13 protein-coding genes are annotated in these 17637 nt (G+C 69.5%); 7 read left to right on the top strand and 6 right to left on the bottom strand.

Annotated features, from left to right (window positions below; genetic code table 11):
* Positions 1-50: 50 nt before the first annotated feature.
* Genes rpmG through rpmF form a run of 5 tightly spaced genes read left to right on the top strand, consistent with a single transcriptional unit; the run spans position 51 to position 1162 of the window.
* On the top strand, positions 51-215 hold the full coding sequence (rpmG, locus tag ACIBQ1_RS28610) for a 50S ribosomal protein L33 (RefSeq protein WP_397282295.1): 165 nt from the start codon (positions 51-53) through the stop codon (positions 213-215).
* The gene (locus ACIBQ1_RS28605) at positions 212-457 is read left to right on the top strand and encodes a type B 50S ribosomal protein L31 (protein ID WP_397282293.1); all 246 of its coding nucleotides are present in this window, start codon (positions 212-214) and stop codon (positions 455-457) included. The genes rpmG and ACIBQ1_RS28605 overlap by 4 nt, the downstream gene beginning before the upstream one ends.
* Positions 457-693, top strand: coding sequence for a 50S ribosomal protein L28 (rpmB, locus tag ACIBQ1_RS28600; RefSeq protein ID WP_397282461.1), 237 nt, complete (start codon positions 457-459; stop codon positions 691-693). Before ACIBQ1_RS28605 ends, rpmB begins: the two co-directional genes overlap by 1 nt.
* Positions 693-992, top strand: coding sequence for a 30S ribosomal protein S14 (gene rpsN, locus ACIBQ1_RS28595; protein WP_397282291.1), 300 nt, complete (start codon positions 693-695; stop codon positions 990-992). Before rpmB ends, rpsN begins: the two co-directional genes overlap by 1 nt.
* Positions 993-994: 2 nt before the next feature.
* Positions 995-1162 carry a 50S ribosomal protein L32 gene (rpmF, locus tag ACIBQ1_RS28590; protein ID WP_397282290.1) on the top strand — a complete coding sequence of 56 codons (168 nt, stop codon included), beginning with the start codon at positions 995-997 and terminating at the stop codon, positions 1160-1162.
* A 367-nt stretch (positions 1163-1529) separates the two neighbouring features.
* On the opposite strand, the gene ACIBQ1_RS28585 is transcribed toward rpmF, so the two are convergent.
* The 4 genes from ACIBQ1_RS28585 to ACIBQ1_RS28570 all read right to left on the bottom strand — a co-directional run bounded on the left by ACIBQ1_RS28585 (position 1530) and on the right by ACIBQ1_RS28570 (position 6525).
* Positions 1530-2768, bottom strand: a complete 1239-nt coding sequence (locus tag ACIBQ1_RS28585; protein ID WP_397282288.1) for an MDR family MFS transporter — start codon at positions 2766-2768, stop codon at positions 1530-1532.
* Complete coding sequence (locus ACIBQ1_RS28580; RefSeq protein WP_397282459.1) at positions 2765-4669, bottom strand: ABC transporter permease subunit; 1905 nt, start codon at positions 4667-4669, stop codon at positions 2765-2767. Before ACIBQ1_RS28580 ends, ACIBQ1_RS28585 begins: the two co-directional genes overlap by 4 nt.
* 17 nt (positions 4670-4686) lie before the next feature.
* Entirely contained in the window at positions 4687-6186 is a 1500-nt protein-coding gene (locus ACIBQ1_RS28575; RefSeq protein WP_397282286.1) for an ABC transporter substrate-binding protein, read from the bottom strand.
* A 66-nt stretch (positions 6187-6252) separates the two neighbouring features.
* Positions 6253-6525 carry a GNAT family N-acetyltransferase gene (locus tag ACIBQ1_RS28570; RefSeq protein WP_397282285.1) on the bottom strand — a complete coding sequence of 91 codons (273 nt, stop codon included), beginning with the start codon at positions 6523-6525 and terminating at the stop codon, positions 6253-6255.
* 357 nt (positions 6526-6882) lie between these two features.
* Here ACIBQ1_RS28570 and ACIBQ1_RS28565 point away from each other — a divergent pair, with 357 nt between their 5' ends.
* Positions 6883-7536, top strand: coding sequence for a DUF433 domain-containing protein (locus ACIBQ1_RS28565; protein WP_397282282.1), 654 nt, complete (start codon positions 6883-6885; stop codon positions 7534-7536).
* A complete protein-coding gene (locus ACIBQ1_RS28560; protein ID WP_397282279.1) occupies positions 7517-7777 on the top strand; it encodes a DUF5615 family PIN-like protein in 261 nt (86 codons plus the stop codon). Before ACIBQ1_RS28565 ends, ACIBQ1_RS28560 begins: the two co-directional genes overlap by 20 nt.
* A gap of 27 nt (positions 7778-7804) precedes the next feature.
* On the opposite strand, the gene ACIBQ1_RS28555 is transcribed toward ACIBQ1_RS28560, so the two are convergent.
* Both ACIBQ1_RS28555 and ACIBQ1_RS28550 read right to left on the bottom strand, forming a co-directional pair.
* Positions 7805-8323, bottom strand: a complete 519-nt coding sequence (locus tag ACIBQ1_RS28555) for an Imm21 family immunity protein (RefSeq protein WP_397282277.1) — start codon at positions 8321-8323, stop codon at positions 7805-7807.
* A 113-nt stretch (positions 8324-8436) separates the two neighbouring features.
* On the bottom strand, positions 8437-17544 hold the full coding sequence (locus ACIBQ1_RS28550) for a SpvB/TcaC N-terminal domain-containing protein (RefSeq protein WP_397282275.1): 9108 nt from the start codon (positions 17542-17544) through the stop codon (positions 8437-8439).
* Positions 17545-17637 lie beyond the last annotated feature (93 nt).

Raw genomic sequence — 17637 nt, 5'->3', positions numbered from 1 at the left:
AAACCATTTTCGCTATCATGGCACACCACGGCAAGTGAGAAGGAGCAGCTTTGGCCAGAAATGAGGTGAGCCCCGTGATCAAGCTCAGATCGACGGCCGGCACCGGCTACACGTACGTGACCAGGAAGAACCGCCGGAACACCCCCGACAGGCTCACCCTGCGCAAGTACGACCCGACCATCCGCCGGCACGTGCCGTTCCGGGAGGAACGATGAAGAAGGGCATCCACCCCGGCTACCGCCCGGTCGTCTTCCGCGACCCCGGCGCGGACTTCGCGTTCCTCACACGCTCCACGATCACGAGCGACAAGACGATCGAGTGGACCGACGGCAACACCTACCCGGTGGTGGACGTCGACGTCTCCTCGGCCGGCCACCCCTTCTACACCGGGCGCAGCCGCGTCCTGGACACCGCAGGTCGCGTCGAGCGCTTCAACCAGCGTTACGGGAGGGCATGATGTCCGCGCGCTGCCAGCTCACCGGGGTCAAGCCGGTCTTCGGCAACAACGTCTCCCACTCCCACCGGCGCACCCGGCGTCGCTGGAACCCCAACATCCAGCAGCGCCGCTACTGGCTGCCGAGCGAGGGCCGCTTCGTCCGGCTCACGCTCAGCGCCCGGGCGATCAAGATCATCGACCGGATCGGCATCGACAGGGCCGTCGCCCACATCCGTGCGAGAGGAGAGAAGGTCTGATGGCCAAGAAGAGCAAGATCGCCGCGAACGAGCGGCGCAAGGCCGTGGTCCAGCGCTACGCCGCGCGGCGGGCCGAGCTGAAGGAGATCATCCGCACCGGCACACCGCAGGAGCAGGCGGAAGCGGTCCGGGCACTGGCCCGCCAGCCGCGCGACGCCAGCGCCACCCGCGTCCGCAACCGCGACTCCGTCGACGGCCGTCCTCGCGGGCACCTCACCAAGTTCGGACTGTCCCGGGTGCGCTTCCGGGAGATGGCCCACCGCGGCGAGCTGCCCGGCATCACGAAGGCGAGCTGGTAGCCGTGGCTGTACCCAAGCGTAAGACCTCCCGTAGCAACACCCGGCACCGCCGCAGCCAGTGGAAGGCGACCGTGCCCGACCTCGTCCCGATCACCGTGAACGGGCGGCAGCTGCTCGTGCCCCGGCGCCTCGTCCGCGCCTACCAGCGGGGTTTGATCGCCGTCGATTGAGTTGACCCGGCCACCGGGCTCCTGCCGCGCATGGAAAGCCGGGCGCGGTGGCGCGGCAGGATGCCCGGTGGCCGACACCGATCGACGCCGCGGTCTTCTCATGCTGGTCGTCGGCAACGGCGTCAACGATGCTCCCGCGCTGGCCGCCGCACGAGGGCTCCACCTCCATCGATGACTCGGAGCCTGAGTTGGCCACGCTGAGGCGCTGCTGACGGCCCCCGGAGAGGGACACCGGATGGCGGCTGCTGAAGGGTTCGAGGTCGAGATCACCTGGCCTCACGGGAGGAATAGGGCAGAAGGGCCATCTCCCGGGCGTTCTTGATGGCGCACGCGATCTGCCCGCCTCCCGCATGCCCTCCTGGGCAGCTCACCTGACCTGGTCGGCGCGGCGGGGGAGCAGCGCGATCGCCGCTGCGGGGATCGCCGCGAGCACCAGCCACGGTACGGCAGGCGGCAGATGCGCATCCAGCAGGACGCCGGTGGCGGCGCTGCCGGCCAGGACCGTCAAACCGGAGACGGAGAACATCGTCCCCGTGTAGAGGCCGAGCCTGCCTTCGTCAGCCAGGTCCGGCACCCAGGCACGGGCGGCAGGGGTGACGAACATCTGGCCGACGGTGAGCAGGACGACGAAACCGGCCACGGGCGCGAGTCCCATCACTCCCGTCCATGCGGCCGGCCGGCAGACGGCCACGACGGCGAACCCCGCGGAGATGAGCACCAGTCCCACGGCCATGGACCGGCGCAGGTCCAGCCGGTTCGCCACCCAGCGGGTGACCGGGAGTTGGGCGATGATGACCAGTAAGGACGACAGGGCGAACAGCCACGCCAGCGCCTCCTGGGAGCCCGCCGCCCGCACGGTCTCCCGCGGGACAGCCAGGTAGAGCTGGTTGTAGGCCAGCAGGTAGGCGCCGTAGGCGCCGCAGACGGCAAGGAAACGGCGATTGCGCAGCATGGCGCGCACACCCCCGCGCCCCCGGGTCGGAGGTCGGCCGGGGATGCGCTGGGGGAGCAGCCGCAGGTGGCCGACCAGGATCAGGACGAACACCGCCGCACCGGCGAGGCAGGCGGTACGGAAGTCCATCGAGAGCAGCACCGCGCCCAGCAACGGGCCGACGAACGCACCGGCCTGGCCTGCCACGGAGAACATGGCCAGCAGGCCGGTCCGGGGGCCGCCACCCGCCTCCTCCCACATGACGGCCTGACGGGCGACTTCGGATTCCACGGCTGGGGAGAACAGCGCGGCGGCGAAGCCGATGAGCAGCACCGCGCCGATGACGGTCCAGAGCTGTTCGGCGTACCCGAGCCAGACGAAGCCGGCGATCCGCAGCGTGCAGCCTGTCACCACCATGGGCCTGACCCCGTAGCGGTCGGCCAGCGCGCCGCCGGCCGCGAACAGGCCCTGCTGGCTGAACGTCCGCAGGCCGAGCACCAGTCCGACGAGCCAGCCCGCCAGACCGATCTTCGTGCCGAGGTGTTCGGACAGGAACGGCAGCACGGCGTAGAAGCCGATGTTGAAGGCGAGTTGGCTGCAGATGAGCAGGCGAAGGAGCGGTGGCAGGCTCCGCCACGTCTGTCCGGTAGGCGCTTTCCGGAGCAGGCCGTTCATGCGGATTCCTCGCTGATCGTCGCCGCCGTGCCAGGCGGTGCGCCCGGATGTGGGCGCTGCGTGGCGGTGGGGGCGGGCCGTGCCCGGGAAACGCGAGCGCGGCGCGGCCATGGCGGGCGTATCCCTCCTGCCGCGGTCACCGCGAACACCCCGAGCAGGGCGAGGACGGCGGCCGGAGCCAGCACCGCCCAGGGCGCGCGTTCGGCGTAGGGCTGGTTCTCGGCCAGCAGCAGCCCCCATTCGGGCGATGGGGGCTGGGCGCCCAGTCCGAGGAAGCCGAGTGCCGCCAGGGCGAGCGCGATTCCGGGGAGCCTCACCAGAGCGTGACGGGTGACGGGCGGCAGGATGGCGGGCAGAAGCTCGTTTCTGAGGATGTACCACGCTCCGGCGCCGAGTGCGCGGGTGGCGGTCACGTGCACCGTGGCGCGTTCCTGTCGCAGGAGGGCAGAGGTGTGCGTGGCCAGCGGGGACCAGGCGACCGCGGCCACGGCGAGCGCGGGTGTCCACGGGCCGCTGCCCGCGATCGCGGTGACGAGGAGCCCGGCCAGGATGGGCGGCACCGCGTTGACGGTGTCCACCAGCGGGGCGCACAGCCGGGGCAGCAGCCCCAGCAGCACACCGGCCGCCAGGGCGGCGCCGCTGACGGCGACGGCGACGGCCAGCGTGGCGAGCGCGCCGTGCCCGACGCGGGCGATCAGGTCACGGCCGAGCGCGTCGGTGCCGAACGGATGCGCCCAGGAGGGAGCCTGGAGGCGCAGGGCGGTGTCGACAGCCAGCGGATCACGCAGCATGCCCAGGGCGATGACGCCGAGCAGAGCCCCGCCGTACAGCAGCGGCAGAGCCCGGGGCTTGGGCGGGCGGGGTAGGTGGAGAGAATGGAGCGCACCGTCGCGCAGCGCCGTGCCCAGCAGCAGGCGGGCGCTTAACCGGGCCGGAGCTCCGGCGCAGGCGGCGAGCAGGACGAGGATGAGGGTGCCGGTCTGGAGCGCGGGCAGATCCTGGGCGATGGCGGCTTCCAGGGTGAGCTGGCCGACGCCGGGGATGTCGAAGATCCGCTCCACGGCGACCGAACCGCCGGTGAGGCCCACCACGAACAACCCCAGGTTCGGCAGCAGGGCGGGAACGCAGCGGCGCAGCGCCTGCCGGGCGATGGAGCGGCCGGGGATGCCGCGGGCGGCGGCGGCCAGGGCCCATGGCTCGTCGAACGCCGCCGGCAGCAGATCGTCCAGCAGCCGGCCGAGCACCGCCCCGGCGGGCAGGCCCAGGGCGAGGGCGGGCAGCACCATCCACTGCGGGCCGTACCAGCCGAGGGCGGGCAACCAGCCGAGCTGGACGCCGACGACGGTGGCGAGCACGGACGCGATCAGGAACTCGGGCAGCGCCGCGACCACAGCCGCCGCGCCGCCGGCCGCCGGCCGGGCGATGGGCCGGCGCTTGGCGCCGAGCCACAGCGTGCGCGCACACACCGAACCGGCCACCAGAACGGCCACCGCCACCGCCCCGGCCATCAGCAGCGTCGAGGCACGCAGGGCGTCGAGGACCGAGGGCAGCACCTCGGTCCCGGAGATCCACGAGCGGCCCGCGTCCCCGCGCAGCAGGCCGCCGAGCCACCGGCCGAGCAGGTGCAGCGGGCCCGCGTCGAGCCCGAGCTCGTCGCGGATGGCCGCCAGCACCTCGGGGTCGGGGTCGCGGTCGGCAGAGCGGGCTTTGAGTACGGTGAGCGCCGGATCGGTGCGCGACAGCCACGGCAGCAGCCCGATGAAGGACAGCAGCCCGGCGACCAGGGCGATGCGCCACAGGAGGTCAAGCCCCGGGCCTCGGAGCAGAGGCGCCCACTGCCCAAGCCTGCCGGTGCGCGCCGGCCGCGGCCGCGTGCCGGCACCGTGCCGGAGAAACCGCATCACGTCACGAGGGCCGATCAGCGCCGGGTCCCGGCCCCGACGAGCAACCGCTCATACGGGTCGAGTTGCACGCCTCGCACGGACGTGCCGGCGCCGACGACGGCCTGCTGGTGGACCAGCGGTACGACCGCGTCCGTGGACAGGATCGCCGCCTCCGCCGCCATCACCGCGTTCTGCCTGGTCGCGGGATCGGAAGCAGCCTGTGCCGCCGCGACGGCCTGGTCGACCTTCTTGTCGCACAGCAGAGCCAGGTTGTAGCCGCCGTCGCAGGTGTAGTCATTGGCCAGCACCGAGACGGGATCGCCGGTGTTGAGCATCATGTTGCGAGCGCCGACGAACGCGTCGAACTTGCCCTCCAGCGCGTCACCTTCCAGCCGGGAGACCTCCCTGACCTCCAGCTTCACCTTGAAGCCCGCCTTCTCCAACTGCTGTTGCAGAACCTGGGCCGTTTCCGGAAGCTCAGGGCGGTTGTTGTAGGTGGCCACCGTGATGGCGGTGCCGGAGACCGCGGCGGCCTTGGCGCGGCCGGACGGCTGGACGCGCTTGCCGGCCGCCCAGTTCAGGGCGGGCCCGAACAGCCCTTGCGCGGGATCGGCGTAACCTTCGAACACGTCCTTGGCCAGGACCGAGGGGTCGATCGCCGCTCGCGCCGCGGCCCGTACTGCTGGATCGGCGAACGGCCCCGCTTTGGTGTTGAGCTGCAGGCTGGTCAGGCGAGCGGTGGCGGTTCGCCGGAGGGCGCCCTCGTCGAGCGAGGCGATCTGGGCGACGGGGATGGCTTCGGCGAGATCGGCCGCGCCGGTGCGCAGGGCGTTGGCGCGGGCCGTACCGTCGGCGACGAAGCTCGCGTCGATGCCGGAGGCGTGAGCACGCCCACCCCAGTAGTCGTCGAAGCGCTCGAGCGTGGCCGAGGACATGCCAGCGATCTTGGACAGGACGAACGGGCCGGTGCCGGTCCCCACGGGATCGACCGTTGCGGGCTTGCCGTACGCCTTGGGCGCGAACACCGCCAGGCTGGGGTTGGACAGCCGCAGCGGCAGCACCGGGTCGGGCTCGGCGGTGGTGACCCGCACCTGGCGGTCGCCCACCGGTTGTGCCGTGAGCTTGACGCCGGACAGTGCGGCGGGCGCGGGATCGGCCTGGGTGGCATGGGTCAGCGCGGCGGCGACGGCGGCCGGGGTCACGTCGGTGCCGTCCTGGAACCTGGCCTGGCGAAGGGTGAACAGCCAGCTGCGGCCATCTCGCTCGGCGCTCCAGGCTTCGGCGAGAGCCGGCACCGCCGTGCCGTTGGCGTCCAGCCGGGTCAGTCCCTCGGCGACGCCGAGCCGGGACAGGCTGAACGCGTCTTCACCGTAGGGGGAGTAGTTCTGCCTGGGCGGGAAGGCCAGGACGGCGCGGAGCCGCGCCCCGTCACTTGACGCGCCCTGGGATGACGTCCCTCCATCGGAGGCGAAACAGCCGGACAGGAGGGGGGCGAGCAACAGGCCGGCGAGCAACTGACGGTGGGGGAAGCGCATTTGTCCGATTCCTGGGGGTTGTTATGCATGGGGCGGCGAGAGTCTATATGAAAATGGTTTTCAGAGTCATCTCGGGGGTGCCTCGAAATGCACGACGCCTGAGCCGCCGCCCGGCACCTCCCGCCGTTCGTCACACACTCGCGTGGCCAGGGAGTCCCACAGGGCCAGCGCGCCCGGCGAGTGCGGATAGGTATGCAGGTACACCGCCTGGTAGCCACCGTCCGCCCCGGCGAACTCGATCAACTGCCCGACCAGCCGCCGGGCCAGCCCGCGACGGCGGAGTTTCGCAACGTGGCGGGCTGGAGGGAGACCCTGGAGGCGATCCAGATGCGCAGCCATTGCGCAATGGTCAGCAGGCTGGCGTGAGGATCGGAGCCGGACGTCTGTAGCTGGGCGAGTGCTCGGACAGCGGCGCGGCGGCTGGTGAAGCCGCCCTTACGGACGCGGCGGCGGGCACCGTCGAGAGCGGCGGGAATGTCGAGGGTGAGGCACCAGCTGCCGTGGCCGGGGGTGGTCAGCTTGGGGCAGTGGGCGCCGAGCTGACGTCCGGATTGTGGATTCCGGCAGCCGCAGCGCTGTGGACGTGACCGGCGACGGGCATGGCGACTCTCCGATCAAGATGGGGTAATGGTGAGTGAATCGTGGGGATGTTTGCGATGATGAAGGGAGCCGGGTCGAGCGAGGGAGGTGAAGTGGGTGTCCTACAGTCCGAAGCTGGCGGCGGCGTTGTCGGGTGCCACGCTTCGTCAGCTCGCGCACTGGCGTAAGGCCAGTTCTGGCCGGGGCGCGGTGCTGGTGCCGGAGGTCTCGCCGGTGCGTCCGGTGCTGTATTCGTTTCGGGATCTGGTGGCGTTGCGCACGTGTGTGAAGTTGCGCAATGACGCGTCCTTGCAGAAGATTCGCCGGGCGTTGGACACGCTTCGCGACGACCTGCAGGAGCGAGAGCATCTGTCGGCTTACCAGTTGGTGACCGATGGTTCGACGATCTACTTGGTCGAGCAGGGGCAGGCCACCGATCTGGTGCATCGCAAGGCCAACCTCGTCATCCATGACATGGTCGAGGTGTTGCGGCCGTTCTACCGCGATGGACGGCACATTCCAGACCTACTACGTCCCCGGGAGCACGTCACGGTCGACCCGGCGGTCCGCGGTGGGATGCCGGTGATCGAAGGGACCCGCGTGCCGTACGACGAGATTGCGGCGCTGTTGCGGGATGGTGTTCCGGCTGAGCGGATCGCGGAGTACTACCCGAGCGTTTCGGCCACCGCGGCGTTGGACGCCGCCGACTTCGCCGACTACGTCGACAGTTACGAGCCCCCCAGGGAGCAGCGTGAGGCTGCTGCTGGATGAGAACGTCCCCCGCCCGCTGCACCAGGTCCTGACGAGCTTCGTACTGGACCACGACATCGTCCACCTGCTGGATCTTCCTGGCTGGTCGGGCACGCGCGATGAGACCCTGTATCCGCGAGCCGCGGCCGAGGGGTTCCACGTGGTTCTCACCAACGACGGTCGTCAGATGCAGCGACCATGGGAAGCGCCCACGCTCGGATGGCTGGGGTTCACTGCGAGCCATGCCAAGATGTTCTTGTGACCGGCTTTGGCTCGATCCCGTGACAAGCTATGCGGGAGAGAGCTCGACCAGGCTGACCCATAGAGGGCTGTCGCCATCGGGTTCATGGTGTGCGGCACGCACCTCATAACGTCCTGGGGGGAGATCCAGGCGTATTCTCTCGGGAGCCTCGGTGCCGGCATAGACCGAATCGAAGAGCACCAATGGCTCTGCCACCGTCAGTGGGGCGATCAATTCCCACCTGGCTGTTCCCGTGATCTTGTCGACCCCCGACAAGATCTCCTGATCACTTGCCTGAGCCAATCGCCGCACAAACAAGGAACGGTCCGGAAGGTAGGTCGCCGGGACGGACTCGTCGGTCAGTGCCAGCGCATCATGACCGGCGTGCTCGAAGACGGCCGCACTGCCATGTAGCCGGCAGACCTTCCAGTAGTCGGTATCTTCTTCCGGCGGATCATCGTCGCCGTCCGGCCCCAGTGCACCGTGCCAGGTCTCGATCGCGGACTCGGGCAGGGCGATGAGCGGGCCACCCAGTGGGGTGATCCAGCTGAGGCCGAAATTCTTCATGCAACCCTTCAATGCAATCGTTCAGGTGGAGAATATCGACGGTTCAGATCACCTTCCAGTGACGGTGCCGGCTCCACAGGTATGCGGAGCCGGCACCGGTCACTTTCGTCGACTTACGGACTCTCGACAAATCTCCTGGGGAGGATCAGCCCCGACGGGGCCTGCCGCCACCCGGAAGGATTGCGCCCGGTGAGCAGCCTCATCGTGAGGTTTCCCTGGCGGTTCTGGCATGTCTCGCAATGCGGCAGTCCGATCTGCGGACTCCCTTGCGCGACAAGCGCGGTGACCTCCTGATGGTCGAGGGTCCAGGCTCCTGACGGCCGTGGGCTGCGGGCGCCACAGGAATGACAGCCGTACAGCTCTCCGACGCGCTGGACGATCTCCCGCTCTCTCGTGGACATGGTGCCGAAGGTCGAGAGGTTCACCGACTCTGTGGCGTTCGGGCCGGGGAAGAGGAGGGATGCCTGGTCAGGACGGCACGGGTTGGTGTTGTGAACGAGTACCGACGCGCCGCCCGTCAGCACGTAGTACGTGTGGATCTCGTCGACGGTCAGGTTGTGGACGCGCTGCGTCGCCGTCCACTTGCTGACCGCCTTGATCTGGACGTACGTGCCGGCGGAAGTGCGCAGCCACATGCCGGCCTTGAGTTCTCCGGCGTCGACCCAGCGGTTCAGCTTCTCGACCCAGAAGGGGTGCCCGTCGGTCGCGGTGATGTCGGCGGTCCTGCCGCCCTGCTCGCCGTCGACGTCGACGGTGACCTTCACCAGGTTCTTGGCGCCGTCGCCGGTGATGACGTCGGTGACCGACTTGGGCTCGGTGCGGCCGGTCTCGGGGTCGGTGGCGAGGACCTTGTCGCCGATCTCGACTTCTTCGATCGGCCTGGTGGTGCCGTCCGCCATCAGCACCTCGGTGCCCGGGATGAAGCTGTTGAGGGCGCAGCCGCCAGGGGTTTCGGCCCTGCGGAATCTCTGGGCGACGTCGCCTGCCCTCTCGGCCACCCAGTCGGTGGCGCGCCGGCCGACCCCGGTGTTTCCGACGAACTCGGCGGCCCGTTCGACCACCCTGAGCCTGCCGAGCGTGGCCTCCGCGCCTGCTTGGGCCACCGCCAGGCCGGCTTCGGTGGCGCCTTCCTGCCAGGTCTTGCGGCCCTCGGCGACGTCGCTGACCGTGCTGGCCACCGCTCTCGCGCCCTGGTAGGCGCTGTAGGCCGTCATGCCCCACATGACGCCCTTGCCGACCAGGATGGCCGCCGGGACCAGGAAGACGAGGCTGCCGCTGGGGTCGGTGTTCTGAGCCGGGTTGTTGTAGCCGTACGCGTACAGGTTCAGGTTGCCGGGGTTGTAGACGCCGTCGTTGCCCTGACCGTTGATGTAGTCCTCGATGATCGGATCGGGGGACTTCCACAGCTGCATGCGCGGGTCGTAGTAACGGGCGCCGTGGTAGTAGTAGCCGGTTTCCGGATCGAGTTCCTTGCCGGTGAACTGGTACGGGTTGAACTGGCCCGGACTCTCCTCGATCCAGGTCTCACCACCGGGGAAGTAGTTGAGATGTTCGGCCAGCCGGCCGTTGCCGTCGGTGCCGAACGTGGTCGAGCCGACCTGGTCGCCGTGGTAGAAGAACTGGTCCTTCTCGAACGCGCTGACCGGCTTGGTGGTCTTGGTGGCGATCCGGGTGGTGCCGACGAAGACGTGCTTGTACTCGGTCTGGTTGCGGGCCGTGTAGTTCTGGTTCGGGTACAGCGTGGTCTGCGAGCTGTCCTTGACCACCCGCCGGCCCTGGTCGTCGTAGGTGAAGCGGACGGTCGGCGGCTTGCCGTAGTCGTTGCAGGCCGACGGGTCCTGCGGCTGGGTGTCGTTCCTGGTGGTGTCGTGCACGCAGGCCAGCCGGTTGTCCTCGTCCCAGATCAACTGGCGGCGGGGCTTGCCGTACTGGTCGGACTCCTGGTTGATGAGGTTGCCGTTGTCGTCGTACCGCATCTCGTCCGGGCCGACCTTGGTCGGCGCGTGCGGCCGGGAGCCGAAGCTGTAGACGTGGGAGTAGGTGGTGTCCTGCTGCACCTGCTCGCTGCCGTTGCTGGCGACGATGGCGTGCCGCTGCTGCTTGCCGACGATGTTGTGGACGCTGTCGTAGGTCAGCCTGAAGGCGTAGGTGTCGGTCCTGTGGATGTCCGGCGTGTACTGGCCGCTGGCCTGGGTCAGCCGGTACAGGTTGTCGTAGACGTAGGTCTGGGTGGACGGCCCGCCCAGCTCGGGGGTGGTGGAGCCGTCGGGGATGTTGGTGTCGTTCTGCAGCCGGGTGATGTTGCCGACGTCGTCGTAGCTGTAGCGGTAGCGCTGGAACTCGTACCCGGTGGGCAGGGTGGAGCTGAGCAGCGCCAGGCTGCGGTCGGCGGCGTCGTAGGTGAACGAGGTGGCGGTGCCGTTGCCGAGCGTGATCTTGGTGCGCTGCTCGAACTTGTCGTAGAGCAGGTCGCGCAGGTACGGGTAGGTGTAGCCGCCCTTGACGCCGGTGGCCGTGATCACCTGGCCGCCGGAGTCGTACCCGTAGGACAGCACCTCCCCGTCGGGGTAGGTGAGCTGCAGCACCCGGCCGAAGCTGTCGTACCGGTAGCCCGTGGTGAAGGTCTTCTTCTGGTGGTAGCCGGGACCGGGCAGCGTCCTGGTCTCCGAGACGACCTCGCCGAGCGGCCCGTACTGGCGGGTGGTCACGCCGCCCGCGTCCTCGATCTTGGTGAGCCGGCCCGCGCCGTTGTAGGGCGCGCCGGGGTCGCCGTAGGTGTAACGGACGTCGTTGTCGTTGAAGATCGGGTAGTCGATCTCGACCAGGCGGTTGAAGTCGTACTCGTAGGAGATCTTCTTGTCCCGGTCGTCCAGCTTCGCGGTGACCTTGCTGATCGCGTTGCCGGCCAGGTCGTAGCCGGTGGTGGTGCGGCCGGAGTCGGGGCTGGTCACCGTGGTACGGCGGCCGAAGTCGTCGTAGGCGCTGGTGGTCTGGTTGTTCTGGTCGTCGGTGACCTTGATGAGCTGCTTCAGCGGGTCGTAGACGTAGCTGGTCCACAGCGGCGGGCCGCCGTTGACCGGGTTCGGCTCGCGTACGGAGGTCATCTGATCCCGTACGTCGGTGAAGGTGACCTTGGTGTTGCCCTCGGCGTCGGTCACTGCGGTGGAGAACTGCCGGGTGCCGGAGCGGTCGTTGCCGAAGCCGTAGACGGTGGTCCTGCCGGTGCCGTCCGGCAGGATGGTCTCCAGCAGCCTGTCCTGCACGTCGTAGCTGTTGGTGGTCGGGTACACCCGGTCCAAGGTCGTGTTGAACCTGGTGTTGGCCGCGCCCTTGGGCTCGCTGACCGGGTAGTAACGCTCGGCCGCGCGGCCGAATTCGTCATAGATCGTCCGGCCGGAGACCGTCATGCCGTCGCCGCCGGAGATCCGGGCGTCCTTCTTGGTCTGCACCACCCGGGCCAGGCCGTCGATGAAGGTGACCGTGTCGATGGTGTCGGCCTTGACCGAACCGTCCGCGGCCCGGTCGAGATGGCGGGTGACGGCGTACGGGACCGTCGCCTCGGGGTGGTACTCGAAGGCGATGGTCGGCTTGCCTGCCCCGTGGTCGTGCGGGCCGGTCACGGTGGTGACCCGGCCGACGTCGTCATGGGTGTATGCCAGCCGCTGGTTGTTGATGTCGACCGAGGTCGCGGTCTGACCGAACTTCAGGTTGTACGTGGCCGTGGACCGGTACCCGTGGCTGTCCAGGGTGGAGGTGACGTAGGTGCCGGTCACCTCGTCATAGCCGTAGGTCAGCTTGAAGCGCTGCCCCTTGTGGTTGGCCGGCCCGGTCAGCGTGGCCACCGTGCCACCGGGGTTGTAGGTCACGTCGGTGACCGCGGTCTTGTCGTCGTCCAGCTTGGCCCGATGCCGGGTCATGTTGCCGGTGGCGCAGTCGATGTCGGCCTCGCTGCGCCGCATCACCTTGCCGCCGCCGCGAGTCTCCGACTTGTTGGCCACGCCCACGATGTAGGTGTCGGCGCAGGCGGTGTAGCCGGTGGTGGTGACCACGTCGTCGGCGCTGCCGCTCTCGCCGTAGTCGGTCGTCTTGGTGACATTGCCGTACTTGTCGTAGACCATCTCCGTGCGGGTCTGCTTGCCCGGCTGGGATTGGCCCTCGTACCAGCGCTGATCCGTCCGGACCAGCATCGGGAAGATCGATGCGATGGTGCTGCCGCCGTCACCGGCCGCGCCGGTGCCCACATCGCGTAACTCGTAGGTGTGGACCGTCTCGACGAACGGCTTGCCCTCGGCGTCGGTGGTGAGCGTCCGGGTGGCCAGGCCGCGGGTGTAGTGGCTGCTGGTGTCGTATGTGGTGGTGCGGGTCCGGTAGACGCCGCCATCCTGGCCGCGAGACTGGGTGGCCACCGTGGCGTAGCCACGGAACTCCCGCTCCAGCCGGTCGAACACGCCGCCCGCGTAGGTGAAGGTGTTGTGCTGGACATCCTGGCCGTCCCCGGCCAGACCGTCATCGATCTTGACCGAGCTCAGCACGAACCGCGAACCCGGCTGGTCGTAGGTGTTGCCGTCCCGGGTGTAGTCCAGCTCGATCGCCGAGCCCAGGGGCCGCGTGACGGCCTTGAGCAGGTTGGTACGGCCGGTCTGGTTGGCCGCCACCGTCAACTGGTTGTCGGCGTTGGAGGCCAGGTGGTCGGCGAAACCGTCACCGTTGATGTCCCGGATCATCTGCGAGGCGCGCGAAGCGCCGGTCGAGGTGTCCGCGCCCGGGTTGATGATGACGAACCCGCCGATGCCGAACGCGATCGGGATCGAGATGGTGAAGTACGCGCCCGCGCCCAGCCGGGCGTTGACGTCGCCGCTCAGCCCGGACAGGCTGCCGCCGAACGGCACCGGGGCGGCGAACCCGCTGCCGGTGTTGATCGCCACCCTGATCGGCGAGCCGGCGAACACCCGGTCGGCCAGGTTGTCGCCGTTGACGTCGGCCAGGGTGGCCGAGGTGGTGCTGTCGCCCTGGTTCAGCGACGCGCCGCCGGCGAAGCCGTAGAAGTCGGTGTTGAAGCCGATGTTCACCCCGGCGTTGTCACTGCTGCCGTCGTTCAACGGCCCGCCCGGCCACGGCTCCGGCTCGGCGAACCGATAGCCCAGGTTCAGCGCCGCGCGCCCGTTCTCGAACACCCGGTCCGGCAGCCCGTCACCGTTGATGTCCAGCAGGTCGGTCTCGGCGTCCGAGGTGCCCGTCCCCAGGTTGCCGCCGATGCCCAGCGGGGGCAGGTCGTTGCCGGACGACGAGCTGTTGGCCGTCCTCGTCCCGCTCGGCGCCGCGTCACCGCGGCCGGTGGTGATCGTCCTGGCCGCGCTACCCGCACTGGCGTTGCCCGACACGTTGTCCGAGGACCGCACCGCGCCGCCCGGCGTGTCACCGCGAGTCTGGCCGAGCACGCCGGACGGGTCGGTGTACTGGATGCCGCCCGCGCCCACCACATCGGGGAAGCCGTCGGCGTTCATGTCGAAGTAGTCCAGCTCACCGCTGGAGGTACCGGTGGACACGCTGCCACCGGCGCTGCCGACCCCGCCGCCGACACTGCCGGTCACCGAGATCTGCTGCGAGCGCGACATACGCGGCACCGCCCGCACCCCGGACACGTCGGCGGTGGTGGGCAGCCCGATCGACTGCCCGCCCAGCCGGGAACTGGTCACGGTCGCGCCGGAGACCGACAGGTCCTCACCCGAGGCCCAGCGGTTGCGGTCGGGCTCGGGCACGAACAAGATCGCGTTCGGCGGGGTCACCCGCGGGTCCTGCTCGAACTCCTCCCGGTCCCGGTCCACGTCGACGTCCTGGGGCAGCTGGGACTGCAGGTCCTCCATGCTGTCCAGGTCGGTCTGCCTGATCGGCCGGGTGGCCCGGTCGCCGTTGCCGTTGTACCCGATATGGGCCCAGCCCCGGTAGGGCCGGCCGTAGACACCCTCGGGCGCCGGGCTGTGCACCGTCGCCGCGGCCTCGACGCCGTCGACCAGCACCGACCCTCCGGCCAGGAGCCCGGTCGCCGCGGTGAACTCGAAGAACAGCTTGTCCTCGGCGGCTGCCTCGACCTGCAGCGGCACCGGCTCGGCGCCGAGCGTGACGGCCTGCTTGGCCAGCAGCGCGCCCTGCTTCTTGACCGTGAACGTCACCTGGCCGGTGGCGCCCTCGGCGGCGACCGGCTGCGGGGTGACGGTCAGTGTGCCGGCGGCGGCCACCGTGTGCGGCTGCGGCGGGGCCGAGGCGTTGGAGACGGGGTAGGTGTCGATGTCATACGGCGCGGAGAACTCCTGGCCGAACTCGTCCGGCACCGGGGAGGTCTCGGTGTAGGCGGCCGTCGGCTTCCAGGCCAGGGCGGTCACGTCGATCGGCGAGTCGGTCTTGATCCGCCACGACAGCGCCTGGCCCTTGGTGACCGGCACCGTGGCGGCCACCGGCACCTCGCCGGTGAAACCCGCGGGCACCTGCCGCTCGAACACCGGCGCACCGGCGCGGGTGATCACGATGGTCAGGTCGTCGGTGGTGGCCGCGCTCTTGGTCAGCGCGCCGCCCAGGTTCAGGGTGCCGTCCCGGGGGACCGTCACGGTGGCCGCGCGTCCGGCGAGCGTGAAGTCGTCGGCCGCGGTGTAGGAGGTCAGCGACACGCCGTTGGCGTCGGTGGTCTCCGGCAGGCTGGTGTAGGCGACGGTCGGGTTCCAGGTGACCCGGTCGGCGGCGCCGTCGTGCACCGACCCGACCCGGAAGTACAGGTGCTGGCCCTTGCTGACCTGGATGGCGTCCACGCCCTGCGGGCTGTGCCCGCCACGGTCGTCGGCCTGGATCCGGGCCGACCACAGCTCGTTGTCCTGGTGCTGCACGGCCACCCGGACCCCATCGGGGTCGGCGAAGGCCGGGAGCTCGCCCTCGGCCTCGGTCAGCGTGACCGCGCCGGTCACCGCGACCGTGCCGTCGAACGGTGCGGTCCACCGGCGCACGGTGTCCACCAGCGGGAACGACTGCTCCCGCCGCTCGCGGTCGGCCGAGTAGTCCGGCAGCAGGCCCTCGGCGTCCGCCTCGCTGCCGCCGATCGGCACGGGCGTGTCGCCTGCCGCGCCGAACACCGGCACCCCGTCCGCGCCGATCCGGCCGAACAGCACGCTCTCCCCGTTGACCAGGTCGGTGATGCCGTCGGCGTTGACGTCGCTGAAGTAGCGATCGGTCGTGCTGATGGTGTCGACGTAGTCAAGCTGCACCGCGCCGGCGCCCGGGTAGGCCTCGACGCCGACCGTGCGGGAACTGGAGCTCTGGTCGAACAGGCCCGGCAGGTTGCGCAGCGGCGTGGTCTGTTCGGCGAAGCGAGGCTCGCCGCCTGGGCGGGACAGGTTCTTACGGAAGACGTACCCGCCGCCGCCCTTGAACACCTTGTCCGGCAGGCTGTCGCCGTCCACGTCGATCAGGGCCAGCAACCCCTTGTCGGAGCTACGGCTGAAACCGGCTTTCACACCGACCGATCTCGACTTGCTGGGAAGAGGGCCCCAGCCGGTGTACAGGTGGCCGCCCGCGCTGGTGGAGGTGTTGCCGTTCAGCGCGCCGGCCTCACCCGCGCCGGGGCGGATCCCGTTGACCAGCCCGTTGGACAGGCCGTCATCGGGCGAGGTCCAGTCCACCCGCTGGAACGCCGTGTACTGGCCGGAGGCGTCGCGGATGTCGTCGAAGTAGCCCAGCTCGTGGCTGTTGAACAGCTTGCCGGCGGCGTCGTACTGCTGGATCTTCGACAGCAGCGTCTTGTTGAACGCGCCCAGGGCGTAGACGAAGTCGTAGCGGCGGACCAGTTCCTCGCCCAGCCGGACCTCGACTCGGCGCAGCAGGTCGGCCACCACGTGCTTGAACCCGCCCAGCGCGTTGATCGACACGTCGGGCCGGCGCTGCTCGCCGAGCTCGCGGTCGCGCAGGAACGTCACCGAGTACGGGCCGTCGGCGTCGCCGAGCCCCGTGTAGCTGATCTTCTTCAGGTACAACGCCCGGCCGGGCACCGATCCGCCGGCCACCCCGGCGTCCTCGACGGTCGCGTACTGGTAGCGCATCGTGTTGCCCTTGGCGTCACGCACCTCGCGCAGCGACCAGGAGAAGACGTTGCCGGCATCGTCGGCCAACGTGGCGCCGTCGCCGCCGTACAGCCAGCGCGTGCCGGATTTGTCGGTGATTTCCCAGCTGTAGTTCTTGGGCGACTCGCCCTTACGCAGGATGCGGGTGAACTCACCTTCCACCCGCTGGTGGAACACCTTGTCGGCGGTACGGGGCCGCGCCGCTCCCCGATGCGCCACCGGGGTCAGCTGGTCCCCGCCGAACATGTACGTCTCGGTCTCGGTCCCGGCGTCGTACCGGGGCACGCCCCACCGCGTGTCGATCGAGATCGACTGCACCGCCAGGTCCCAGCCCACGCCCATCCAGCCGTTACCGGCCGCGGACGAGTAGCCCACGGACAACTGCGGCTGCATCTCCTCCCGGCCCTTCGGCAGCTCGATGGGGTACGACAGCCGGGCCTCGCCCTGATTGTTGGGCGCCGGGGGTTCGATCTGGTTCACCCCCGCCGACGGGTCGCCGGCCTCGATGCCCTTGATCTTCGTCGGGTCGAAGGAGACCTGCTCAGGGCCCTCGGGGGCGTTCACCGTGGCGTTGACCATGTCGGTGAAGTGGTCGGTCTTGGACAGGATCAGCTGCTGCTCGGTGTCCACCGTCACCCGCACCAGCGGCCGCCAGCAACTGCTCTGCTCGTCGAAGAAGAACGTCCGCACGTCCTGCGGCGTCAGCCCGGCCGCCTCCAGCTTCGCCGCGTCGTACGGCAGGCTGATCGTGATGTCCGTCTCGAACTCGAACGGCGTCGGCGTGAACCGGTAACCGGCGCGCGGCGCCTCGGTCATGTTGTCCATGCCGGCACCCAGCACCGGCAACTCCGCCGCGGTCAGCGGGGTGATGCCGATCTCGGTCGGCTCGTCCAACGCTCTACTGCCGATGTCCAGCCGGACATCGTCGTACGTCATCGTATTGGGGCTCTTGGCTTTGGCGGTGGCCTTGAAGGGCGGTTGTACGGCCGCCTGGGGACCGGCGGAAGGAGCCAGGGCCTGCTTCTGGAGGCTCTGCGCCGGGGCCGGCGCGCCGGGGATGCATTCAGGGGCGACGGTCTCCGCGGCCGCGGGCTGGGGCACCGTTGCCAGTCCGGTCACTAACACGACTAAGGATGTGATCGCGCATAAGAAACGCGAACGCATACTGATCACAATCACCACTCCAAGCTCGGGACAGTGCACTGAGGGGGA

It is taken from the genome of Nonomuraea sp. NPDC050153 (assembly GCF_044460125.1).
In the GTDB taxonomy this organism is placed as follows: domain Bacteria; phylum Actinomycetota; class Actinomycetes; order Streptosporangiales; family Streptosporangiaceae; genus Nonomuraea.
The sequence above is the reverse complement of the archived record's forward strand: the minus strand, read 5'-3'. Positions and strand labels throughout refer to the sequence as shown.

Bases quoted from the DNA above. Each gene is read 5' to 3' on its own strand.
- ACIBQ1_RS28605 (WP_397282293.1), top strand. From the start codon at position 212: ATGAAGAAGGGCATCCACCCCGGCTACCGCCCGGTCGTCTTCCGCGAC.
- rpmB (WP_397282461.1), top strand. From the start codon at position 457: ATGTCCGCGCGCTGCCAGCTCACCGGGGTCAAGCCGGTCTTCGGCAAC.
- rpsN (WP_397282291.1), top strand. From the start codon at position 693: ATGGCCAAGAAGAGCAAGATCGCCGCGAACGAGCGGCGCAAGGCCGTG.
- ACIBQ1_RS28585 (WP_397282288.1), bottom strand. From the start codon at position 2,768: ATGAACGGCCTGCTCCGGAAAGCGCCTACCGGACAGACGTGGCGGAGC.
- ACIBQ1_RS28580 (WP_397282459.1), bottom strand. From the start codon at position 4,669: ATGCGGTTTCTCCGGCACGGTGCCGGCACGCGGCCGCGGCCGGCGCGC.
- ACIBQ1_RS28575 (WP_397282286.1), bottom strand. From the start codon at position 6,186: ATGCGCTTCCCCCACCGTCAGTTGCTCGCCGGCCTGTTGCTCGCCCCC.
- ACIBQ1_RS28570 (WP_397282285.1), bottom strand. From the start codon at position 6,525: ATGGCTGCGCATCTGGATCGCCTCCAGGGTCTCCCTCCAGCCCGCCAC.
- ACIBQ1_RS28555 (WP_397282277.1), bottom strand. From the start codon at position 8,323: ATGAAGAATTTCGGCCTCAGCTGGATCACCCCACTGGGTGGCCCGCTC.